This window comes from Sinomicrobium kalidii (genome assembly GCF_021183825.1).
Classification (GTDB): domain Bacteria; phylum Bacteroidota; class Bacteroidia; order Flavobacteriales; family Flavobacteriaceae; genus Sinomicrobium; species Sinomicrobium kalidii.
Genome location: NZ_CP089211.1, coordinates 3,673,631 through 3,697,500 on the forward strand (window position 1 = coordinate 3,673,631; position 23,870 = coordinate 3,697,500).

A 23,870-nucleotide genomic window follows, 5' to 3' on the forward strand; every position below is an offset into this window, starting at 1 on the left:
AATATTTAAGAAAATTTTTTTACTAAACACTTGATTATGATTATGAAAAAATTAATGTTTACATCACTGTTTGTAGGATTATTTGCTACCGGCATTACTGCGCAGGAGATGAATACTACCGAAGACTCGGGTACTACAGACGCCATGGCTCAGGACAATTTTAATAAATGGTCAATTGAAGTCAACGGAGGGGTTAATAAGCCGATGCGACCACTTGCTTCGGGATATTATACCAACACTCCCGATTTTCTCCACCTGGATCTTGGAGCACGATATATGTTCAATGAAAAATTCGGTTTGAAACTTGACGTAGGGTACGACAAGTTCGAAGGTGACGAAGATTCCAACGATTTTGATACCAAGTATTACAGGGCAAGCTTACAAGGTGTTGCCAACCTGGGTAGGATCATGAACTGGGAAACATGGACCAGAACTTTTAACCTTCTGGGGCATGCCGGTGCAGGTTATTCACAACTGCGTCCCGATCAGGGACCGATCTCTGACGATCATGACCAGATGATGAACTGGATTGCCGGTCTTACCGGACAGGTAAAACTCAGTGATCGTGTTGTGCTTAACGCTGATTTTACAACATTGGCACACAGCCGTCAGGACTGGACTTTTGACGGTAGCAAGAAAACCTCTACCCGTGGTTTTGACGGTATTATGTTCAATGCTACTGTAGGTGTTTCTTTCTACCTCGGAAAAGCAAAGCAACATGCTGACTGGTACCTGAGAGATAACGAAGCGCTTAATAACCTTGCGGTGCGTGTAGACGACATCGAAGGAATGCTTCAGGATACCGACAGAGACGGTGTGCCGGATTACCTGGACCAGGAGCCCAATACACCTACAGGAGTTTCTGTTGACCGATATGGTAAAGCCAATGACCTGAACGAAAACGGTATTCCGGATGATCTGGAAAACTCACTTGATATGCGTTACGCTTCCAAAGAAAGCCTTGACGGTATAGGTGGCGGTGGAGATCCGGTTAAAAAACTGATCGAAGACGGCTATGTAAATGTTTACTTCGGATTTGCGAGCAGCAAACCTGCAGTATACTCTTTCGACGCTATCAACTACCTGATCAAGTATATGAACGAGAATCCTTCTGCAAAAGCCGAACTGCTCGGATATGCGGATGAGATCGGAGGCGAAAGTCAGTACAATACTTCACTCTCTGAAAGAAGAGCGAAAGCTGTATATGATATACTGGTTGCTTCCGGAGTTGGAGAATCAAGACTTTCTTACCAAGGTATGGGTGTAGATTCAAGTGTAGACAAAGGTTCTGCAAATGCTCGTCAGATCGTAAGAAGAGTTACCTTCAAATTGAAGTAACAGAACAGGATCTATCTCAAGAATAATTAATCAAAGTGAGCCCTCGGTATTTTTTTACCGGGGGCTTCTTGTTTTTTATAATAGTTTGATATGAGGATGTCTTTACAGATTCATTGTATTGTATATTCAAAAAGGTGGAGCGGAACGAAGAGCGCTATTCGTGTCTCTTGGTAAGAATCAAGATCATAAGGTTGTGGGGTGGAGTTGGATAGGAGATGTAAGACCTATGATTATAAGATGCAGTTATTAAATCGTCAGATGGTACAGGAAGTTAGTCAGATATTGTTTTACCGGGATTTCAGCTATGTTGAAAATCTTTATGGTCTTTAAAATGCTCTGGTGACAGTGAAAGCAAGCTGTAACCTGGAACTTGTCCATTATTCACGTTATTATTATACGTTACAGGTTACAATAATTTTTGCATAGTCCATAACATTTGAGCGTGATCCTTAGTAAGTAGTAAAGGATAAGGATTGAAGTTAAATTGCAGGAATAATGCCCTGACGGTTCCTTTTGCTGTGTGCGGTTGTATGGAATATGAAGGCCTTTATATGATCCTTTCTTATCCTCACGGTTATTCAGGGCGAAATTCCCTGCGGCTTTTAGATGCAGAAGTACTTTTTATTCGTTCTTGAGATAGGAATTTACCAGCGCTACATATTTTTCCTTGGCCTCCCTTTCATCTATGTTTCTGGCCTGAAAGAGGGCATTGGCTTTAAATGCATTGATAAGAGGCTTTCGGCTGCCCGGATTGTCGTAGTTCTTATTAGCTATTTTATAATAGGCATAAAGGCGTAACAGGAAGTCGGCGGGTAAAGGATCCGTATATTGGTTTACGAGCTCTACAGCCTCTTCAAAAGCCTTGTTTAACGCTTCTTCGGTCATCTTACCTAAGTGTTGCAATACTTTGTTATTTTTCTGCAATGACATCAATTCCTCCCTTAACCTGTTGATGGAGGTTGACCTTTATTTTTGTGTTAAGAGGCAATAAAAGGTCTACCCGGGATCCGAACTTGATAAAGCCCGAATCTGCTCCCTGGGTGGCCTGTGCTCCCGGTTTGGCATAGTTTACAATACGTCTGGCCATTGCCCCTGCAATTTGTTTGTAAAGCACTTCGCCCCATACCTTGTTTTTAACCACCACTGTTGTCCTTTCATTGTCTTCGGAAGATTTCGGGTGCCATGCTACCAGATACTTTCCGGGGTGATATTTGCTGTAAACAACTTCTCCGCCCAGGGGATATCGTGTGACATGCACGTTTACCGGAGACATAAAGATGGATACCTGAATGCGCTTGTCTTTAAAGTATTCTTTTTCGTAGACTTCTTCGATCACGACTACCTTACCGTCAACAGGCGCAATAATATGATCGTCGTTATGTGGCGTATGTCTTTTCGGGTTTCTGAAAAACTGCAGGATAAGTATCAGAAGAATAAGTGCCGGGATTTGTATACAAACCTGCAACCACGGTATGGGAATGAGGTATTCCGCACCTAATGCCACCGCTACGACCAGCAGAAAGGTGATGATTATGATTTTATGTCCTTCTTTATGAAACATATATAAAAAGTTGTAAAGTCAGATAAGTAAAAGGCGCGAGAAATATAAGACTGTCCAGCCGGTCCAGAAGGCCTCCGTGTCCCGGCAGTATGGCCCCGCTGTCCTTTACACCTGCCAGCCGTTTAAACTTGGATTCGATAAGGTCTCCCAGACTTCCCGCAACAACGATGACAAGAGCCAGGATCATCCATTCTGTCGTGCCCAGGTCGTGGTTATACATGGCAATAATATAAGCCGCGATCAGGGAGAAGATCAACCCGCCTATAAATCCTTCTACGGTTTTATTTGGCGATACGCTGGCCAGTAATTTGGTTCTGCCCATGCTTCTGCCCACGAGGTAGGCAAACGAATCGTTAACCCATACCAATATAAAAATACCAATAATTATAAATTTGGCAAAGGGGGTGTTGTGATTGTGGTAGGGGATCATGGTGAGAAAAATACAGCCCGCCCCTATATAAAACAACGTAATTATAAACTTGTGCAAGTTGCGCTGTATCTTCAGTTTCTTTCCGGAAAACAAAAGGGCAATAAGAAAGAGGTTTATAATCAGCGTTAACAAGAGCAGGAAAAAAACTGCTGCCTCCCCCTGTACGAGGTGAACAAATAACCACCAAACCAGCAGGAATGCTATAAAAATATAATATCCGCTCAGTTTGATGAGTTTTTTGAACTCGTATATGCATATCAACCCGAAAGAAAGGAACAGGAAATCAAAAGCATCACTGCTTAAAAACACTGCCGACAACAACAGGAAAACATAAAGGATTCCCGTAATGGAACGCGTAAGGAGGTCTTTCATTCTATAAATCTTCCAGGAGGAGCAAATATAGGTTTTTTGTGTTACTTCCGTAGTTAAGAAAGTTCTTTTCTCCCTGCGTATTGAAGTGTTTTATTGTAGTGATGTTGGTGGGGATCTGGTTTTTATTCTTATTTTTAATCCCCCTCAATCCTTCACCGATGGTGTTGACCAGCTGACTGGTTGTGGCAAAAAGTATCAGATTATCAGGGAGTTCCTGGAGTTTGAGTTCTCCGATCTGGTTAGAACTTACCAGTATTGCTCCGTTGTCGGCTACGAGGTTCTCGCAGGTAGTAATGAAAGAACTGCTTCCGCGCAGGCTGGTGGAAAAATCACCACCGAGTTTTTCAAATTTTTCTTTGAGTTTGGGGTTTATGCAAAATATCTTCTTGTTGGTCCAGTTATTTTCCGTGAGAATACTCCGGAAACTATCGTAAATTTCTTCTATAGAATCACAATAAATGAATTTCCCTCCGTTCTTTTTAAAATTTATGGTGAATTTTTCATCTACCGGAAGATCGATATTAGGCATAAACTTGCCCCTTTCCTCAATGGGATCTTCAGCAGGCTGCGGCTTGTTTATAATGTCTAAAATCTTCTTAAATAGCTTCATTCAATGTTCAACGGGAAAAAGTATGTTTTATTTTTATGTAAAGTTAAAAATATTCTTTTAGAAATTGTTGCTTATCCCTGTTATTTACGGCGATTACAATTTATTTGCAGAATTGTGCCTGCAAGGAGATCGGTATTGCGGAAAAACAGGAAAGAGGCTGCGGAGTTATTTCTCCGCTACCTCTTCTTCTTTTTCGAAGGGACGCTTCCCGAAGATCCTTTCCAGGTCGTCCTTGAAAATCACTTCTTTTTCCAGCAGGTGTTCTGCCAGTTCCGTAAGTTCACCTTTATGTTCCGAAAGCAGTTTTACCGCCCGTGCATATTGCGTTTCTATGATGTTGGAAATTTCTTTGTCTATAACAATGGCAGTTTCCTCACTGTAAGGCTTGGTAAAACCGTATTCATTCTGTGAGCTGGAATCATAGTAGGTGAGGTTTCCTATCTTGTCGTTCAATCCGTAGATCGTGACCATGGCCTTGGCCTGTTTGGTCACTTTTTCCAGGTCGCTGAGGGCCCCTGTCGATATCTTGCCGAACATCACTTTTTCAGCAGCTCTTCCGCCCAGGGCGGCACACATTTCGTCGAGCATCTGCTCCGGACGTACAATAAGCCGTTCTTCGGGGAGATACCACGCAGCTCCCAGCGATTGCCCCCTGGGGACGATAGTTACTTTTACCAACGGAGCAGCGTGTTCCAGCATCCAGCTTACGGTGGCGTGTCCTGCTTCGTGGAAGGCTATGGTTTTCTTCTCTTCCGGGGTAATGATCTTGTTTTTCTTCTCCAGACCACCGATAATACGGTCTACAGCATCCAGGAAGTCCTGTTTGTCCACTGCTTTTTTGCCATTCCTCGCGGCGATCAGGGCGGCTTCGTTACATACGTTAGCTATATCGGCACCGGAAAACCCGGGTGTTTGTTTGGCCAGGAATTCAAGGTCCAGTGCTTCCGACGTTTTTATCGGTTTCAGGTGGACTTCAAATATTTCCTTTCGTTCCCTGATGTCCGGGAGGTCTACGAAGATCTGCCGGTCAAACCTTCCGGCCCGCATCAGGGCTTTGTCAAGAACATCCGCACGGTTCGTAGCGGCGAGGACAATGACATTGGTATTGGTGTCAAAACCGTCCATTTCGGTAAGCAACTGGTTCAGTGTGTTCTCACGTTCATCGTTGGAGCCTGTAAAGTTGCTTTTTCCCCGGGCCCTGCCTATGGCATCGATCTCATCGATAAATATAATGGCAGGTGATTTGTCCTTGGCTTGTTTGAACAGGTCCCGCACCCTGGAGGCACCAACACCTACGAACATTTCCACAAAGTCTGATCCGGAAAGGGAAAAGAACGGCACTTTGGCCTCTCCCGCAACGGCTTTGGCCAGCAGGGTTTTCCCGGTACCCGGTGAACCTACGAGCAAGGCACCTTTAGGGATCTTTCCTCCCAGTGAGGTGTATTTGTCCGGGTTTTTCAGGAATTCTACAATTTCCTGTACTTCCTCTTTTGCACCTTCCAGTCCGGCTACGTCCTTGAACGTTACTTTGGTCTCTGTCTTTTCGTCAAAGAGCCGGGCCTTGGACTTTCCTATGTTGAATATCTGTCCCCCGGCACCCCCGGCACCTCCGCCGGCCATTCTGCGCATCAGGAATATCCAGATGCCGATAATAAGGATAAACGGCAGCAGGGTGATAATAAAATCCCCGAACAGGTTCGATTCCTGGTCATAACCGATAACGGTCTGAAGGTTATTGTCGCTTATGGTCTTTTTGATTTCGTTCTCAAAATTCTGCAGATCCCCGAACTTTACTTCATATTGCGGAGACGAACCGGAGGAAGGGAAGAGCGAATTGTCTTCCGCATCTTTGTGATCTTCCTTACTGAGTGCGTCTTTGGTAAGGAAAACCTTAGCCTGTCTTGTATTGGTGATGATCAGTATCTTTTCCACATCACCGTTTTTAAGGAAATCCTGTAATTCGGAAGGCGTGGTCGGAGTAAGCTTTTGCCAGGTGTTGCCACCGGAAAACAGGTTTACTCCGATAATTACAAACAAAATGATTGCATAAATCCAGTAAGAACTGAATTTCGGTTTTTTGTTATTTGGGTTGTCTTTTGCCATTAATTATTCGTCTTAGTCTGAAAATATATTAATAATTGGTCGGAACAGAGGTTACTTTAGCATCTCCCCAGAGGCCCTCGATGTCGTAATACTCGCGGATGTGTTTCTGGAAAACATGTACCACCACGTTTACGTAATCCATCAATACCCATTCAGCATTGTCCGTGCCTTCTACATGCCAAGGTTTGTCCTTGATTTCCTTGCTTACGGTTTTTTGGATGGAATTTACAATGGCATTGACTTGGGTGTTGGAGGTACCGTTGCAGATGATAAAGTAGTCACAAACCGTGTTTTCAATCTCCCTAAGATCCAAGATATTTATATCTTTTCCTTTAACATCCTCTATCCCCTTCAAGATTATTGCGATTAACTGGTCTGCACTACTGTTCTTTTTTGCCATTAACTTTCATGTATTTAAATTTGTACCCGGACCTGCTGCCTCGTTGTTACACAGAACTATTCCTCGTATTTTTGTGTTATTACCGGAGGCGAGGCCTTTTCTATTAGTTATTTTACGCAAAGTTATTACTTTTTTGTTTCTTTAACTATTCTATTTAACAGAACATTCGTATTCCGTATGCATATAATCAAACTTAATGCCATTGATTCTACAAATTCTTATTTGAAAGAATTAAGTGCTACGGGTATTTTGGATGACTATACGATTGTGGTGGCACGCCATCAGACCCGGGGAAGGGGGCAGATGGGGACTTCGTGGAACTCTGAGTCCGGTAAGAACCTGACGTTTAGCGTCTATAAAAAAATATCCTGTATCCGTAAAGAAGAGGTTTTTTACCTGAGTATGGCCACCTCGCTTGCCATTGTGAGGGCCCTGAAGAAGTTCAATATGCCACAAGTGAAGATCAAGTGGCCGAACGACATTTTGTCAGCAAATCAGAAGATATGCGGTGTTCTGATCGAGAGCATCATAAAAAAGGGAGAATTGGACGCCGCCGTTATCGGTATGGGACTCAATGTTAACCAGACCGATTTTAACGGTTTGCCCAATGCAGGTTCATTAAAGCGCATTACGGGTATTACCTATAACCTGGATGAACTGATGCACGGCATTGTTACCGAACTGAGGCGTTATGAAGAACTGATTGTGAGCAGAAATCTCATATCACTAAAATCACGATACGAAAGCGCTCTTTTCCGGAAAGACAAACCCTCCACATTTGAAAACGGTGAAGGTGAATTGTTCATGGGATTCATCAGGGGGATTTCCGAAACAGGGAAACTGGTAATCCAGCTGGAAAATGAAGTGCGGAAAGAATTCGACCTGAAAGAGGTGAAACTTTTGTATTGAGGTTTTTTAGTTGGGGAGTTTTGGAGTTCATAAGGTGTGAAAACTCCGAACTCCAAAACTCCCCAACTTCGAACTATGCCCTCTACAGTTTCCCCATATTGGCGCTCAGGGTCCCTATAAAGCTGGTAATGGGGCCTTTTATCATCATCCCCATCATGGTGTTGAATTCACCGTCGAAAACCAGTTGGGCTTCACTTTTATCTTCTTCGATAGCACTGATATGTGCCGTAAGCGTAAAGGGCAGTTTGTCACTGGCCGCTCCGAGAACTATCCGGTCAAATTCGTTTTTATCTTTCAGCTTTAAAACAATTTCGGGCATTCCTTTCAGGGCAAAGACAAAAGAATCTTCGCTCAGTACTTCAAATTTGCTGGTATTTTCCGGCATCAGGGTTTCGAAGTTTTTTGTATCGGAGAGAAAGTGAAAAAGTGCTTCCTGTGATTTGTTTACGGATGTTTTCGGACTTTCTATGTGCATGTGAATTTTGTGTATTTAATCGGATATTTTTTTCTGATTGTTATAACGTCCGGTATATTCAGAAAATTGTTAATTGACCGTTTCAGATTTCCACCCGGCCGGATTGTTTCGCCATTCTTTGAGGGTGTCCAGCTCTTTTTCACTGATGTAATTGGTTTCCACGGCCTGTTCGAGCAGGTAATCGTAATGGCTCAACGTAGTGAGGTGTACTTTGTTGTCTTCAAAGTTCCGGGTGGCCACATCAAATCCGTAAGAGAAAATGGCCATCATGCCTTTGACGTTGGCTCCGTGTTCCCTCAGGGCTTCCACAGCATTGAGACTGCTCTTTCCGGTACTGATAAGGTCTTCCACAACAACAACGTTTTGGCCGGGTTCCAGGTACCCTTCAATCTGGTTTTGCCTGCCGTGTTTTTTAGGCTCGGGTCTCACATATACAAAAGGAACACTGAGGTATTCGGCTACCAGGATACCAATCCCTATGGCACCCGTGGCTACACCTGCAATAACATCGGGCTTGCCGTAATACTCCTCAATCTGCCTGGCAATATTCTCCCGGATAAAGTTCCTGATGGGCGGGTAAGACAACGAAATTCTGTTGTCACAATAAATGGGTGATTTCCACCCTGAAGCCCATGTAAAAGGATTTTTCGGATTCAATTTTATTGCATTAATTTGCAATAAAAGTTCTGCTGTTTTTTTAGCGGTATTTTTGTCTAAAACCATGGTGACAAATGTATGAAGTTTTTGTAAATGATTATCCAATTATTTTAACAAATATACTTACCAAGGAGGTAAAACATAAACTGTTTTTACTGGAAAGTGTGCGTATGGAAGAGGTCATAAGGCAGCTCACCAAAGGGGAAATAGAATGTGCCCATTTGTATGATCCGGAAGCGGGGCAGCTGCTTAAAAAATTTCAGGAAAAAATGCCGCTGGTAGTGGCAGCAGGCGGACTGGTGACCAATGAAGCGAAGGAAGTGCTGTTTATCTACCGCAACGGTAAATGGGACCTTCCGAAGGGGAAACTCGAAAAAAAGGAATCTATTGAAGAAGCCGCCCTGAGGGAAGTAGAGGAGGAAACAGGCGTAAAGAAACTGAAACTCGGTCCGCTTTTACAAAAGACATATCACATTTTTAAACGAAACGGCACTTACAAGCTGAAAGAAACCCATTGGTACGGCATGACCAGTACATATAAAGGAAAACTCAAGGCGCAGTGTGAAGAAGGAATTGAAAAGGCGGAATGGATGAAACCTGACGAAATTCCGGAAGCCCTCCGGAATTCATATGCCAACATAAAGGTGTTGTTTGCAAACTAGCAACATATCGGCAGTTTTAAACTGAAATTCTAATTGTATTTTAATGGAAATATGTTTTTTGGTGATTATTTTTGCAATATCACAAAAAACAGACATCATGAAGAGTACATTTGTTTTACTCCTGGCCCTGTGTTTTGTCACGGTCTCGAACGGCCAGCAAAGCGAACTTACCGGCCCCAGGGTCAAGAATGAAAAGATATGGGAAAAGGAACGCAAAACCATTGTTGTGTATCATACCCCCGACAGGAAACCGGTGACAGGACCGAAAGCCAAGAACCGAAAAATCTGGGAAAAGAAAGACACTACCCGGCAGGTGGTGGTCAGAAGAAAAAGGAATACGGTTACAGGGCCCAGATTCAAGAACAGAAAACCCTGGAAGCAATGATAAAATAGGCCTGTAACTTGTTTGATTCCTGAATGGAACAGGAGAACAGTTATCCGGAGGGAGGCATAATTTTAAAAAACCTAATTTTACAGGTTGAAAACATACCAATATGCCTCAGCAAAAATCCACGACCGATACCGGTACACCCAAAATAAGCTGGAGGGAACGTTTCGGTTCCCTTCAGTATATACCGCGGTTTTTCAGTAAAATAAAGGAAGTATCTCCCCGGCTGTTCTATACCAATCTTTTCGCACGTATTGTCAATTCGGCTACCCCGGTGCTCATGTTGTGGGTCGGTAAGCTGATACTTGACGAAGTTGTATTGCAGATCGATGCCCCGGAAAAGGACTTTGCAAGATTGTGGATGCTGGTGGGGGTGGAACTGGGTCTTGCGGTGCTTTCCGACCTCATAAGCCGGGCCATTAACCTTACGGATACACTGGTTGGTGATCTTTACGCCAACAAATCCTCCGTGGAAATCATCAACAAGACGGCCGAGATCGAGTTGAGCCAGCTGGAAGATGCCGATTTTTACGATAAACTGGAGCGTGCCCGCCGGCAGACCGTGGGCCGGGTTTCCCTGATGTCCAATATTATGTCACAATTTCAGGACAGTATTACGGTGGTATCCCTGGTTACCGCCCTGGTGGTGTTTGAGCCCTGGCTTATAGTGCTGCTTGTCCTGGCGGTGATCCCCGCATTTCTGAACGAAATAAAATTCAGCCAGAAAAGCTATTCCCTTGCCCGTGGATGGACCACCGAACGCAGGGAACTGGACGATCTGAGATATGTTGGTGCCAGTGACATTACTGCGAAGGAAGTAAAACTGTTCGGGCTTACGGGGTATATTTCCGATCGTTTTAAAAGGCTGTCGGATGAATATTATAAAGTGACCCGGAAACTGGCCATCCGGAAAAACCTCTGGGGCGGGGTCTTTAATGTCCTGGGCGTCATTTCCTATTACGGGGCGTATATCGTTATTATCATCCGGGTAGTTGCGGGGGTGCTTACGGTGGGGGACCTTACTTTCCTTTCCGGTTCCTTTAACCGTCTGCGGAACCAGCTTCAGGTTATTTTTTTCAGGTTTAGCCAGATTACGGAGAGTTCCCTTTATTTAAAGGATTATTTCGATTTCCTGGATATGGAAACAGCTTCGGAAGATGCGACTACGGCTTCTTTGGCTCCTGTGCCGGAGGACTTCCGGGACGGACTGGAATTTGTGGATGTGTGGTTTAAATATCCCGGGCAGGAAGACTATGTTTTAAAAGGAATAAATTTTAAAGTGCCTGCCGGGCAAAAACTTGCTTTTGTGGGAGAGAACGGTGCCGGAAAGACCACGCTGATAAAACTGGCATTGCGATTCTACGAACCTGTGAAAGGGAAAATACTGCTGGACGGGACAAATATCCGGGAATTTGCCAAAGAAGAATACCAGAAACTTTTCGGGGTGATCTTCCAGGACTTTGTAAAGTATAATTTCTCTGCCGGAGAAAACATTGCCGTGGGAAATATCGAAAATGTGGATGATGGCGAAAGGATCAAAACAGCGGCAGAACAAAGCCTTGCCGACGAGGTCATCGCTACCCTGCCGCGAAAATATGATCAGAAACTGGGCCGTAGATTTACCAACGGACTGGACCTGTCCGGAGGACAATGGCAAAAGATAGCTCTGGCCAGGGCTTATATGAAAGACGCTAAAATTGCCATACTGGACGAGCCCACCTCCGCCCTGGATGCCCGTGCGGAATATGAGGCTTTTCAAAGGTTCATAGGGCTTACCGAAGGAAAGACCGCTATTATCATTTCCCATAGGTTCAGTACGGTACGACTGGCCAATACCATTGTAGTACTCGAAAATGGTAAAGTCCTCGAAAAAGGGCCGCACGAAACACTGATGGAAAACAACGGCCTTTATGCCGAGTTGTTCAGTTTACAGGCGGTCGGATATCATTGAAATCAGAAGTGCGAAGCCCGAAGCCTGAAGTGTTCTGATTTTGGTTTTACTACGAAACTAACAACTAATCAACTCCTAACACGATATACCGGGTATTGAAGATGGTCCTTTTCGTAATGGGGAGAGCGTTTGTATATCCAGTCCAGTTGTCGGTACCAGTTTCGGGCAAATGCCGTGTCTTCCGTTTTTCTGTTCTCAAATTTTTCCCGCAATGCCGGGTCATTGTCCAGCATTTCCTTGGCAATGTCTTCAAACACATAAGGTGAAAAATGTTCTTTTTGTTGCAGGATGGGGTCAAAAAAGTTCCAGTTAAAAAAAGAATCCGTAGCTTCCGGTTCAAGAGTTTCCAGGAGGTAACGGAGGGCGGGCTGGTCGGTTTTTACAATACGGTCGCCTTTGCGGAATTGTACTTTTTGCGTCTGGCTGCTTACGCTGGTGTTGTAATGGAGGTAATGGCCTTCGTAGGCCGTGTTCCGTGTCTCGTAACCTTCAATGCGGTAGGCTTCCACTTCCATGAGGGTATCGCGTGTAACCATGTTCATCTCCACCTTATTGGCCTGCAATAATGCTATGACTCGCCACCATTGTTTCGGGATGATGTAGGCTTCGGGGATGGATACCTCCCGGGAAGGTTTAAAATAGTCGTTATATGATACCGGTTTGGTAAAGGGCCTGTCGCGATCGTATTTTAACCGCGGGAACCCGGTAACCTCACTGATAAGGGTGTCGGCTTCGTACCCTCTGAAATACAAGGTGGATAGCTTGGTAGAATCTATGGTCCACTGCACAGGGTAGTTTTTTGTATTGGCATAACTTTCAAAGGCTTTTTCCCGGAGGTCCCTGATTTTCCTGGAATCCTTTTCGGTAATGTCTACCATGTTCTTCAGTAATTGATAGGTGCCTTCAACCCGTTGTTTGTAGGGTTTGAGCATATGGGTTTCCACCATCATGCCCAGGGTGTTCCAAAGGGCAGTGTAGCCGGTGGAGTATCTCGGATAATCCATAAACTGGGAAAAGCCTTTTTCCGGAACTTTATTGAATACATTTACATAAGGGGTAATGTGCCATTCCTCGTCGGCAAGATTTTTTTCGAGTTGCGGCATCATTTCCTGGTGAAGGTATTTTCCCAGTTCACCGCCAAGTTTATTGTGTTGCGTGAACAAATGGGTAAGTGTGTATTGATAATCCGCACCGTTGCTTACATGGGTGTCAACAAAAACATCGGGTTTTACGAGATGGAAGATCTCGGCAAAGGCCCTTGCATTTTTGGAATCGGCCTTGATGAAATCGCGATTGAGGTCATAGTTCCTGGCATTGCCCCGGAAACCGTATTCCTGCGGGCCGTTCTGGTTGGCCCGGCTGTGACTGTTCCTGTTCAGGGCCCCGCCGATGTTATAGACGGGGATGGCCACGATAACCGTATTTTCGGGAGGGGTGAGTTTTCCAGTGGCATAGTCCCGCAACAGCATCATGGTGGCATCAATGCCGTCACTTTCCCCGGGATGGATACCGTTATTGATGAGAAGTATGCGTTTGTCCTGTCTTATTTTTTTGAAATTGAAACTTCCGTCAGGGTTATAGGTCACGATATGTAAAGGGTGGCCGCTATCGGTGTCGCCCATGGTCTGCAGGTTGATATCGGGCAATGCCGTGGCCAGTTTCATGTAATAGTGTATAACCTCGTCATAAGTAGGGGTTTCTTTTCCGCCGGAGGTCTCATAAAAAGTGGTGAATTCCTGTTCTTCCTCCGGGTTGATATTGTTACACGCCGTTAGCAACAGGAAAAGGTATAGAAAATAGCGTTTCATATACGATCGGTTCTGGTTCAGACTTGCGGTTAGCATGTGTGCAGGTCTGTAGCCCTGTTAATTTAAACTTCACGAAGATACTAAATTTGGCAGGAGCCCGTAATGTTCCGGAAACGGAAAAAGGATAAAAGGGTTTTAATTTTGCCATGCTGTGATAATCTCCGGTGATTACGGTCGGTACTTTCTTACCGGTGCGGGTGATTTTGCTTTTTCAAAAGGGATTCTCATACCTTTGTAAGGCAACCGAAAAGACGTTTGCACAATGAACCGCCGAATAAATTGTCCCTTGTGTAGTAGCAACGATGTGCGTCTGTTTTACGACAGGAAGCACCTGTTTTATTCCTGCGGATGTTGCCGTGGCATTTTCCGGGCGGAAAGTACATATGTGGGGGATGATGCGGAAAGATCCCGCTACGAAGAGCACAACAACGACGTTTTTGACGAGCGCTATCAGCAATTTGTTTCCCCCATCACTTCATCGGTTATGCGCGATTTTGAACCGCATCACCGGGGACTCGACTTCGGGGCAGGGACAGGGCCCGTTATTTCAAAAATGCTCGAAGACCGGGGATATGATATTGTACAGTACGACCCTTTTTTTGCCAATGACAAAGCCTTACTGGAAGAGCGTTATCATTATATTGTTTGCTGTGAGGTGATGGAACATTTTCAACAACCGTTGCGCGAATTTGAGTTACTCAGAGGCCTGTTGCTACCGAAGGGAAAACTGTATTGCATGACGAATCTCTACGACAAAAGCGTCGATTTTCACAGCTGGAATTATAAAAACGATCCTACCCATGTGTTTATTTACCGGGAAAGGACCTTGGAGTGGATGGAGGAAGCGTTGGGTTTTTCCGGATTGACTGCGGAGGGTAGGTTAATTGTTTTTGATCGTTGATTTATCGGGTTGTATGGTTACAAGTCACGAGTCCGGAGATTTGTGACGATATGGGCAACGCTCCGGTCGGGCGCCATCTCTCTTCCTTCGTCACAAGGGGGGGGAGGGGTATAAAAGAGAAGGCTGCCTTTTCCAGACAGCCTTACTTTTTTGTTTTTGATATGCAGGGATCAGATCTTGTTTACCATAACCTTGTAACTCGGATCTTCCATAATGTTTACATCAATGATGGCTTCGGCATTTTGTAACAATCTGCGGCAATCCTTGCTGAGGTGGCGAAGGTGTACTTTTTTACCCTGCTTGGCATAGCGGTGGGTTACGGCATTGAGGGCTTCAATGGCCGACATGTCGGCCACACGGCTTTCTGCAAAGTCAATGATAATTTCCTGAGGGTCGTTGAGCACATCGAATTTTTCGGCAAAACCCTGTACGGACCCGAAAAAGAGAGGGCCGAATATCTCGTAATGCTTTACACCGTTTTCATCCACGTGCTTCCGGGCACGGATACGCTTGGCGTTTTCCCAGGAATAGGCCAGGGCGGAAAGTACAACACCAATAAGTACGGCCACGGCCAGGTTGTGGGTGACCACAGTGATAAGGGTAACCAATACCATTACGATAACATCGGAAGCGGGCATTTTTTTAAAGGTCTTCAGGCTGGCCCATTCAAATGTTCCGATGGCCACCATAAACATTACACCTACCAAAGCGGCCATAGGCAACCTTTCGATCAGGCCGGAACCGAACATGATAAAGCACAGCAATCCTACGGAAGCCACGATACCGGATAACCTTGCCCTTGCTCCGGACGATATATTGATAAGGCTCTGCCCCAGCATGGCACAACCGCCCATGCCGGAAAAGAAACCGGAAACGATGTTTGCCGTTCCCTGGGCTACACATTCCTTGTTACCTCGTCCGCGGGTCTCGGTGATCTCGTCAATCAGACTTAAACTCAGCAGGCTTTCTATCATACCCACACCTGCAATAATGGCGGAATAGGGAAGGATAAGCATAAAGGTTTCCCAGGTAAAGGGGATATTGGGAATGGTAAGCGGCGGAAAACCACCCTTGATAGTTTCCCCTTCTTTAAGGGTGTCGGCTACAGTGGTGGTGTCTATATTAAGCCCTATGACTATGGCAGAAACCGTGATGATAGCAACCAGTGATGAAGGTACGGCCTTGGTAAGCCTGGGCAGCCCCCAGATAATGAGCATGGTAAGTAATACCAGTCCCAGCATGATAAGCATGGAAGATCCTTGCAGGAGTTCTCCCTTCTGGTAAAAGCTGGGAAACTGTGAGGTGAAAATGATAATGGCCAGCCCGTTCACAAAACCGAACATTACGGATTGTGGAACCAGGCGGATAAATTTACCCAACCGCAATACCCCGGCCAGTATTTGTATGACTCCGGCCAGAATAACCGTAGCAAAGACGAACTGCAAAATACCCTCCGGAGTAATATCCGGGTTTATGTCTTTTAGCTTTATTATAAGTCCGACAAAAATCACGGCCACGGCACCTGTTGCCCCCGAGATCATTCCCGGACGCCCGCCCAGTATGGAAGTTATCAGTCCCATGGTAAAAGCGGCGTAAAGGCCTATAAGCGGTGAAAACCCGGCTATCATGGCGAAGGCAATGGCTTCGGGCACCAGGGCCAGCGCTACGGTAAGGCCCGAAAGAACTTCGGTCTTGTAGTCCACTTTTTGCTTCAGGTCAAATAAATTGAATATTTTTTTCATAGCAATAAAAGATGAATGGGTTGTTGTATAAACAAATAGGTTTAAAAAAGCTATCTATGTGTGATGTATATGGAAATAGGAGATTTTTCCCTGGCACAGGGAAAACCGGAACATCGGTAAAGCCCTGTAAATCAAGGCGGTGTAAGGCCTGTAAAGTATGTAGTTACTACGTGTTCCATAATTGAAGCGGCAAAAGTAAGGTTTTTGCAGGAAGTGACAACTATTACGGGTTAACAAAAATTTATGTTAAGGTGATTTTTGTGTATTTGTTAAAAAAATGCTTTGCTTTTGGTGGAGTTGGTAATTCGATGGGGGCAGATGTTGTGGTATTAATAGTGATGGGTGTTTGTTGGAAGGGGAAATAGAAGTCACGAGTACGGAGACTCACGACAGGGTATTTTGGATGTATAAAGTGGTGTTTATATCCTGGAAATCTTATTTTTATTGCACGGAACCTCAAAGAGGTCATAAACACAGAGGCCGAAAAACAATACAAATTACCTTGCGCATTGTACACAAAGCGTACTCTGCGGCATAGCCATAATACGCCCCATGGGAATGGGCTTTTTGCATTTTACACAGATACCGAAATCCTTATCGCCCACTTTGTCCAGCACATATTTTAATTTGGAGAGTTTTTCTTCGGCTTGCTGCAATGCAGCTTTTACGGTGCTCTGGTTGTTTATGGCATCCATGCGCGATACGCGGCCAATAGCATTTTCGGGAGCTACGGGTTTGGCCATGTCACGATAACGCTCTACCTGTTTTTCAGTGCGGTCGATTTCTTTCTGGAGGAATTCCATCCATTGTTCGTTGGTGAGGTCGGTCATAGTTTTTTGGATTTTGGGTTGAACCTATGGTGGTGTTACGAGGTCAGGAGTCCGGAGACTTGCTATGGACTATCGGTTAAATAAACGAGGTGAGTTTATAACGCATTTTTATGAGTTCCTGTATTTCGCGTATGGTTTTAAAACAGCGTTTCAGTTTCATTCTTTCTTCTTTAGAGAGGGCGGCCAGTTCTATATAGCGGCCGGAGTCGTTATGCATAAGGCCGTGTTTGGTACGGAATTTCAGCAGGGCCTTGGAGGTATAGGAACAGGAAAGGTACAGTTGTTTGTTCTCGGGTTCCAGTTCGGCGAGTTTTTCAAAGCGTTCCGCCGTGTTGTTGATGTGCCGTACCTGGTGGGAAAGAATGAGTACCCGCCCGGCGTCGGTAATGGGAGTGATGGCTCTCTTCTTCAGGTCAAAGAAGTCCTTGTATTCGCCGTTCTGTTCTACAAGGAACTGACGGAAAAAGCCGAGGGGCGAAGGATTCTGCAATACACTCTTGGCCAGCATGGCGGAAAAATAGGTGTTTTGTCCGGTTTTTTCGAAAATATGACTGCCCAGGGCATCGGTCAATGTGCTGTCTCCGTAAGAAATATCGAAATCGAAAAAAATGGAACACAGCAGTATTTCATTTTCACCGGGTTCTGCGATCCATTTGGTGAACTGCTCTTTCCATTCGTCCAGCGAAAGGCACCACTTCGGGTTGCTGGCCATCATGTCTGCCGGGCAATATTCGTAGCCCAGGGTGTTGAGGCGTTTGGTCACTTTCTGGGCCAGGGTAATGAAATAGGCCCTGGTTTTGTCCAGTATTTCGGCAGGTACATTTTCAAATACAATGGCGTTGTCCTGGTCGGTATGTAATAGCTGTTCCTTGCGGCCCTGGCTGCCGAGGGAAAGCCAGGCGAATTTTACGGGCGGACTTTCCGGCATTTTTTTCAGCGAGAGCTCTATGCACCGTTTTATGGTGGCATCGTTGAGCTCGGTGATGATCCGGGAAATATGGGTGAGCGGTATGTTTTGCCGGATATATCCGTTGAGAAGGATCATTATTTTTTCATGGATGCGCTTCAGGTGCTTGGTCTTCGAAGCCCGTTTAATGGCTTTCATCAACACGGAGGGGTTGTTGCCCTGCGATACGGTGATATCGTGCTCGGAGATAAGACCTATGAGTTTGGACTTCGGTGTCCCGTCTTTGGTAATGCACAGGTGCCCGATTTTGTGTTTCATCAGGGCAGTCTGGGCCTGGGCAATGGTAATGTTCCTGGGGTAACATATTACCGGGGAGGTCATGATGTTATGTATGGGAATGTCGATAGGATAATCACCTGTTACGATCTTGTTTTTCAGGTCGCGGTCGGTAACTATGCCGACAGGGATGTCATTTTCGGTTACAACTACAGAGCCTATGTTGTTTTCGCGCATCAGGAGGGCGATGTCGCGGGTTTTGTCTTCCTTATTACAGGTGATCACGTTTTTTACATACCTGGCGGGTTGCAGGTCGTAAAGGTCGGTAGAAGAACTGATACCGATATCTATGCCGTTTTCGGAATATAGTTTTCTGCGGTGTTCTTCAGAATACGGGTTTTCCGTGTTGGAAGCAAAACTTTCTATGAGGAAATTACCCACCCGGAGGTTCTTTTCAACAACAGGGCGAAAGACATCGATGGGAATACCGTACAATATACTTTCTTCCCTGGTTATGGCCTTGATAACATAATTTTCCCGGGCAATGAGGGGGCGCAATCCGAAAATATCGCCTTCATCGCAGTTGTCTATGGTGATAAAATCGCCGTTCTTTCGCTTTTGCAGGGCCACGGCGCCTTTGTGTACTACATAAAACTGGTTGTGCCCTTCGTCGTTATCGTCAAAAATGATTTTGTTCTTTTCGAAATAGAGTACCTGTACATGGGAAGAAACCTCCAGGAGCTGCTCCTTGCTGAGTACATCAAAAGGAGGGTGATTCTTCAGGAAATCGGCAATGCGGAGGGCGATGGTGTTTTTCACTTGATTGTATTTTTAACGGATAATGCGTATCTGAAGCACACATGTTTTTTTGCCATGTGTCTGTTTAATGCTGTTTTAGTCGCTCCTTTATAGCTCCGAAAACCAGCTTGTAATAATCCGGGGACAATATTACATAGCGGGTTGAAGAAGGTTCCCTGATATTGGAAAGAAAATCTTCTATGGCTATGAGTTTGATATCGTCAACTTCGGATTTCTGCAACTTTAATTGGTTTAACGGAGTGGTAAGCCTGCTTATATAGATATGGTGAAATTCACAGTCCGTCAGATTGTTCCGGTGTTTTTTGACGGATTTGGAGACGCCTATTTTTTTCAGGGATTCTTCAGAGATATGAAGCCCGAGTTCTTCTTCTGTTTCCCGAAGGGCAGAAGTGAGTGGTGCTTCTCCCGCACCGATATGTCCGGCTACCGACACATCCCAGTATCCGGGGAAAGTGTCCTTTTGTAAGGACCTTTTCTGTAGTAATACCTTGCCGCCGGTGGTATAGAACCAGACGTGGACAGTAGGATGGAAAAGCCCTTTTGCATGTGCTTCGGACTTCAAAAGGGCTTTTCCGGTATAATTTCCGTTTTCATCCAGTATGTCTACGTACTCGTCCATTATTTAGTCGAAATAACTGAAGCTGGTTTCCGGGGTGATCTTCAGAACGGTCTCATAGATCAGCCGGATCACGTTTTCCATGTCTTCCTTATGGATCATTTCCACTGTGGTGTGCATATATCGCAACGGCAGGGAGATCAGTGCGGATGCCACACCGCCATTACTGTAGGCAAAGGCATCGGTATCGGTCCCCGTAAACCTCGATGACGCCATGCGCTGGAAGGGGATCTTTTTCGTTTCGGCTGTTTCTATAATGAGTTCCCGGAGTTTGTTTTGTACCGCCGGGGCATAAGTGATTACGGGGCCGTCTCCTATTTTGGTCTCTCCCTGTTTCTTTTTGTCGATCATGGGAGTAGTGGTATCGTGGCATACATCGGTTACGATGGCTACGTTCGGCTTTATGGTCTGTGTGATCATTTCCGCACCGCGCAAACCGATTTCTTCCTGTACGGAGTTGGTAATGTACAGTCCGAAGGGGAGTTCCTTCTTGTTTTCGTGCAGCAGCCGGGCTACCTCGGCAATCATAAAACCACCCGCACGGTTGTCAATGGCCCTGCATACGAGCTTGTTTTTATTGAGTATCTCGAAAGCGTCCGGATAGGTGATAACGCAGCCTACGTGCACGCCCATCTTTTCCGCTTCCTTTTTGTCTTTGGCACCTATGTCTATAAATATGTTGTCCTGTTTCGGGGTTTCTTCTTTGGCTGAGTTCCTGGTGTGAATAGCGGGCCATCCGAAAACACCTTTTACAATACCTTTTTTGGTGTGAATGTTTACCCATTTGGACGGTGCGATCTGATGGTCGCTCCCTCCATTGCGGATGACGTAGAGTAATCCGTCGTCGGTAATATAGTTGACATACCATGAAATTTCATCGGAATGGCCTTCGATAACCACTTTATATGGAGCGTCCGGGTTGATGACACCGACAGCCGTTCCGTACGTATCGGTAATAAAAGTGTCTACATAAGGTTTCAGGTATTCCATCCACATTTTTTGCCCCTGCGATTCATAACCGGTGGGAGCGGCATTGTTCAGGTATCGTTCGAGGAATTCCAGAGATTTCTTGTTTATGATTTCTGCTTTTTTCGCCATAATTCAAATTAAATTTAATTACCGCACGAAAATAATAATATTCAATAACATACACAGTTTATACTGTAGATATTTGCCGTTGTACAAAGTGAACCGGGGGTTGACATCGGGGTGTATTATTTTTTGTGAGGAAAACAGGATGAAGTAAATGTTAAATGAAACAGGTGTGTTGCCAACAGTTAGAATGTTCGTAAATTTACGCCTGGAATAAAGTTGTAAAGGAGCCTTTTGAGTAAGTATATGGCCAACAAATGGATATATGGTTTCATTTTCCTGGTTTCGGGAAATTTTGTTTGTGCTCAGGACCACGGTACTTTCCGGGATTCGCTGGGACAGGAATATATTTTGCTCGAAGGGGATACGATTCTCCGGAAGGCTATTGGCCTGGAAGAGGTTTTTGTTTTTGACCGGCTTAAATTTGATTCCAGGAAAGAACGGGCCCGCTATTATATATTAAAGAGAAAGACCCTGAAAGTGTATCCTTATGCCAAGCTGGCTTCCGAACGGTTGACGGAATTGAACAGGAGACTTGGTATGATCGAATCCAAATCCCGGAGGAGGTGGTATACGAGAAGGATACAAAAGTATATAGAAGACGAGTTTACGGAAGAACTCAAAAAGCTTACCCGGACAGAAGGGCAGATATTGGTAAAGCTCATTCACAGGCAAACAGGATCTACTGCCTTCGACCTTGTTAAAGAGTTGCGGAACGGCTGGCGGGCGTTCTGGTACAACAATACGGCCCGGTTGTTTAAAATATCCCTGAAGGAAGAATACCATCCCGAATCGGTACATGAAGATTATCTTATTGAGGATATTTTGCAAAGAGCCTTTGCTGATGACAGGATAGAAAAGCAGCCATCGGTACTGGATTTTGATTATGCTACCCTGACCAATAAGTGGAAAAAATCGCCTGATTTGAAAAAATAGTTGCCTGGTTCAAAGAAATCCGTTATATTAGCTATCCTTTTTTTCTGTCTTAATGTGTTGTTTGGCAGTATGTTGGTGAATAGGGAGAAAAAATCCTGAATTTTTCCTTGTATAAATGGTTTAAAGGGTTCTATATTTGCACCCGCTTAGCGGGAGAATGCGTGGAGAGATTGGGGAGCGAGTTCATTGAGAGGAAAAGTTTTGAAGAAAAGTTTTGCGGGAATCAAAAAGAGTTATTATTTTTGCAGCCGCTTAACCGGAAAGGCTAAGTTTAGCGAGGGTATACTGAGGTGTATTTTTGCTTTGGACAAAGAAAAGATAAGTTCGTTGAAATATTGTTGACAGCACTTTTTTTTCATTCTACGGAATGGGAAGTAAAGGAAGATTTAAGCAAGATTGTTTTGAGTAAGATTTACGGATTAAGGACTTTTTAGAGTTTAGACGTATAAATAATTTAAACGATGAAGAGTTTGATCCTGGCTCAGGATGAACGCTAGCGGCAGGCCTAACACATGCAAGTCGAGGGGTAGAGTTTAGCTTGCTAAACTTGAGACCGGCGCACGGGTGCGTAACGCGTATGCAATCTGCCTTATGCAGGGGGATAGCCCGAAGAAATTTGGATTAATACCCCATGGTATTTAGAGGTGGCATCATTTTTAAATTAAAACTACGGTGGCATAAGATGAGCATGCGTCCCATTAGCTAGTTGGTATGGTAACGGCATACCAAGGCTACGATGGGTAGGGGTCCTGAGAGGGAGATCCCCCACACTGGTACTGAGACACGGACCAGACTCCTACGGGAGGCAGCAGTGAGGAATATTGGACAATGGTCGGGAGACTGATCCAGCCATGCCGCGTGCAGGAAGACTGCCCTATGGGTTGTAAACTGCTTTTGTACAAGAAGAATAAGACTTACGTGTAAGTTGATGACGGTATTGTACGAATAAGCACCGGCTAACTCCGTGCCAGCAGCCGCGGTAATACGGAGGGTGCAAGCGTTATCCGGAATCATTGGGTTTAAAGGGTCCGTAGGCGGGCTGTTAAGTCAGGGGTGAAAGTTTGCCGCTCAACGGTAAAATAGCCTTTGATACTGGCGGTCTTGAATATGTGTGAAGTAATTAGAATATGTAGTGTAGCGGTGAAATGCATAGATATTACATAGAATACCGATTGCGAAGGCAGGTTACTAACACATCATTGACGCTGATGGACGAAAGCGTGGGTAGCGAACAGGATTAGATACCCTGGTAGTCCACGCCGTAAACGATGGATACTAGCTGTTGGGATTTCGGTCTCAGTGGTTAAGCGAAAGTGATAAGTATCCCACCTGGGGAGTACGTTCGCAAGAATGAAACTCAAAGGAATTGACGGGGGCCCGCACAAGCGGTGGAGCATGTGGTTTAATTCGATGATACGCGAGGAACCTTACCAAGGCTTAAATGTGGATTGACGTATTTGGAAACAAGTATTTCTTCGGACAATTCACAAGGTGCTGCATGGTTGTCGTCAGCTCGTGCCGTGAGGTGTCAGGTTAAGTCCTATAACGAGCGCAACCCCTGTGGTTAGTTACCAGCGAGTAAGGTCGGGGACTCTAGCCAGACTGCCGGTGCAAACCGCGAGGAAGGTGGGGATGACGTCAAATCATCACGGCCCTTACGTCTTGGGCTACACACGTGCTACAATGGTCGGTACAGCGAGCAGCGACTGCGCGAGCAGGAGCGAATCTAAAAAACCGATCACAGTTCGGATCGCAGTCTGCAACTCGACTGCGTGAAGCTGGAATCGCTAGTAATCGGATATCAGCCATGATCCGGTGAATACGTTCCCGGGCCTTGTACACACCGCCCGTCAAGCCATGGAAGCCGGGGGTACCTGAAGTCGGTGACCGCAAGGAGCTGCCTAGGGTAAGACCGGTAACTGGGGCTAAGTCGTAACAAGGTAGCCGTACCGGAAGGTGCGGCTGGAACACCTCCTTTCTAGAGCAAACGCTCAAGAGGTCTTTAAGAGGTATTGCGAAAGGGATGATCTTGCTTAAAGCTGTCAATAAACAAAGATTAGCGGTTAAAGGTTTGGAGTTGGCACTAT

21 protein-coding genes and 1 rRNA gene are annotated in these 23,870 nt (G+C 45.2%); 8 read left to right on the top strand and 14 right to left on the bottom strand.

The features are described from left to right. Window positions 1-42: 42 nt before the first annotated feature. Window positions 43-1,338 (top strand): OmpA family protein, encoded by a 1,296-nt coding sequence (locus LS482_RS14835; protein WP_233028305.1) that lies wholly within the window; start codon window positions 43-45, stop codon window positions 1,336-1,338. 621 nt (window positions 1,339-1,959) lie between these two features. Here the strand turns inward: LS482_RS14835 and LS482_RS14840 are convergent. From LS482_RS14840 to rsfS, 6 genes are all read right to left on the bottom strand, one after another. After that, a complete protein-coding gene (locus LS482_RS14840) occupies window positions 1,960-2,223 on the bottom strand; it encodes an acyl-CoA-binding protein (protein ID WP_233031836.1) in 264 nt (87 codons plus the stop codon). A 25-nt stretch (window positions 2,224-2,248) separates the two neighbouring features. Continuing rightward, window positions 2,249-2,899, bottom strand: a complete 651-nt coding sequence (locus LS482_RS14845; RefSeq protein ID WP_233028306.1) for a phosphatidylserine decarboxylase family protein — start codon at window positions 2,897-2,899, stop codon at window positions 2,249-2,251. Then, window positions 2,889-3,701: a phosphatidate cytidylyltransferase gene (locus LS482_RS14850; RefSeq protein ID WP_233028307.1), complete on the bottom strand. Its 813-nt coding sequence runs from the start codon at window positions 3,699-3,701 to the stop codon at window positions 2,889-2,891. The genes LS482_RS14845 and LS482_RS14850 overlap by 11 nt, the downstream gene beginning before the upstream one ends. 1 nt (window position 3,702) lies before the next feature. Next, the gene (locus tag LS482_RS14855) at window positions 3,703-4,311 is read right to left on the bottom strand and encodes an LUD domain-containing protein (protein ID WP_233028308.1); all 609 of its coding nucleotides are present in this window, start codon (window positions 4,309-4,311) and stop codon (window positions 3,703-3,705) included. Between the two features lie 165 nt (window positions 4,312-4,476). Next, window positions 4,477-6,414: an ATP-dependent zinc metalloprotease FtsH gene (ftsH, locus tag LS482_RS14860; RefSeq protein WP_233028309.1), complete on the bottom strand. Its 1,938-nt coding sequence runs from the start codon at window positions 6,412-6,414 to the stop codon at window positions 4,477-4,479. Window positions 6,415-6,442: 28 nt separating this feature from the next. Continuing rightward, complete coding sequence (gene rsfS / locus LS482_RS14865) at window positions 6,443-6,814, bottom strand: ribosome silencing factor (RefSeq protein ID WP_187965230.1); 372 nt, start codon at window positions 6,812-6,814, stop codon at window positions 6,443-6,445. 177 nt (window positions 6,815-6,991) lie between these two features. Here rsfS and LS482_RS14870 point away from each other — a divergent pair, with 177 nt between their 5' ends. Then, window positions 6,992-7,723, top strand: coding sequence for a biotin--[acetyl-CoA-carboxylase] ligase (locus LS482_RS14870; protein WP_233028310.1), 732 nt, complete (start codon window positions 6,992-6,994; stop codon window positions 7,721-7,723). Between the two features lie 82 nt (window positions 7,724-7,805). Here the strand turns inward: LS482_RS14870 and LS482_RS14875 are convergent, their stop codons facing one another. Together LS482_RS14875 and pyrE are read right to left on the bottom strand one after the other, a co-directional pair. Next, complete coding sequence (locus tag LS482_RS14875; protein ID WP_233028311.1) at window positions 7,806-8,198, bottom strand: SRPBCC family protein; 393 nt, start codon at window positions 8,196-8,198, stop codon at window positions 7,806-7,808. 69 nt (window positions 8,199-8,267) lie between these two features. Continuing rightward, the gene (gene pyrE / locus LS482_RS14880) at window positions 8,268-8,921 is read right to left on the bottom strand and encodes an orotate phosphoribosyltransferase (protein ID WP_233028312.1); all 654 of its coding nucleotides are present in this window, start codon (window positions 8,919-8,921) and stop codon (window positions 8,268-8,270) included. A gap of 8 nt (window positions 8,922-8,929) precedes the next feature. On the opposite strand from pyrE, the gene LS482_RS14885 reads away from it, so the two are divergent. From LS482_RS14885 to LS482_RS14895, 3 genes are all read left to right on the top strand, one after another. Beyond that, complete coding sequence (locus LS482_RS14885) at window positions 8,930-9,517, top strand: NUDIX hydrolase (protein WP_233028313.1); 588 nt, start codon at window positions 8,930-8,932, stop codon at window positions 9,515-9,517. A gap of 97 nt (window positions 9,518-9,614) precedes the next feature. Beyond that, complete coding sequence (locus LS482_RS14890) at window positions 9,615-9,902, top strand: hypothetical protein (RefSeq protein WP_233028314.1); 288 nt, start codon at window positions 9,615-9,617, stop codon at window positions 9,900-9,902. A 109-nt stretch (window positions 9,903-10,011) separates the two neighbouring features. Then, window positions 10,012-11,856, top strand: a complete 1,845-nt coding sequence (locus LS482_RS14895) for an ABC transporter ATP-binding protein (protein WP_233028315.1) — start codon at window positions 10,012-10,014, stop codon at window positions 11,854-11,856. A 68-nt stretch (window positions 11,857-11,924) separates the two neighbouring features. On the opposite strand, the gene LS482_RS14900 is transcribed toward LS482_RS14895, so the two are convergent. Further along, window positions 11,925-13,664 (bottom strand): M14 family metallopeptidase, encoded by a 1,740-nt coding sequence (locus LS482_RS14900; protein ID WP_233028316.1) that lies wholly within the window; start codon window positions 13,662-13,664, stop codon window positions 11,925-11,927. Between the two features lie 262 nt (window positions 13,665-13,926). On the opposite strand from LS482_RS14900, the gene LS482_RS14905 reads away from it, so the two are divergent. Next, on the top strand, window positions 13,927-14,565 hold the full coding sequence (locus LS482_RS14905; protein ID WP_233028317.1) for a class I SAM-dependent methyltransferase: 639 nt from the start codon (window positions 13,927-13,929) through the stop codon (window positions 14,563-14,565). 170 nt (window positions 14,566-14,735) lie between these two features. Here the strand turns inward: LS482_RS14905 and LS482_RS14910 are convergent, their stop codons facing one another. From LS482_RS14910 to LS482_RS14930, 5 genes are all read right to left on the bottom strand, one after another. Continuing rightward, entirely contained in the window at window positions 14,736-16,307 is a 1,572-nt protein-coding gene (locus LS482_RS14910; protein WP_233028318.1) for a SulP family inorganic anion transporter, read from the bottom strand. A gap of 497 nt (window positions 16,308-16,804) precedes the next feature. Further along, window positions 16,805-17,137, bottom strand: coding sequence for a TraR/DksA family transcriptional regulator (locus LS482_RS14915; RefSeq protein WP_233028319.1), 333 nt, complete (start codon window positions 17,135-17,137; stop codon window positions 16,805-16,807). 76 nt (window positions 17,138-17,213) lie between these two features. Beyond that, window positions 17,214-19,139, bottom strand: coding sequence for a DUF294 nucleotidyltransferase-like domain-containing protein (locus tag LS482_RS14920; RefSeq protein ID WP_233028320.1), 1,926 nt, complete (start codon window positions 19,137-19,139; stop codon window positions 17,214-17,216). Window positions 19,140-19,203: 64 nt separating this feature from the next. Then, window positions 19,204-19,758: an NUDIX hydrolase gene (locus LS482_RS14925; protein ID WP_233028321.1), complete on the bottom strand. Its 555-nt coding sequence runs from the start codon at window positions 19,756-19,758 to the stop codon at window positions 19,204-19,206. Between the two features lie 3 nt (window positions 19,759-19,761). Further along, the gene (locus LS482_RS14930; protein WP_233028322.1) at window positions 19,762-20,853 is read right to left on the bottom strand and encodes a M42 family metallopeptidase; all 1,092 of its coding nucleotides are present in this window, start codon (window positions 20,851-20,853) and stop codon (window positions 19,762-19,764) included. Window positions 20,854-21,081: 228 nt separating this feature from the next. Between LS482_RS14930 and LS482_RS14935 the strand changes: the two genes are divergently transcribed. Then, window positions 21,082-21,783, top strand: coding sequence for a DUF4294 domain-containing protein (locus tag LS482_RS14935; protein ID WP_233028323.1), 702 nt, complete (start codon window positions 21,082-21,084; stop codon window positions 21,781-21,783). A gap of 458 nt (window positions 21,784-22,241) precedes the next feature. Continuing rightward, window positions 22,242-23,761: ribosomal RNA gene (locus LS482_RS14940) — 16S ribosomal RNA — on the top strand. The last annotated feature ends 109 nt before the right edge of the window (window positions 23,762-23,870 follow it).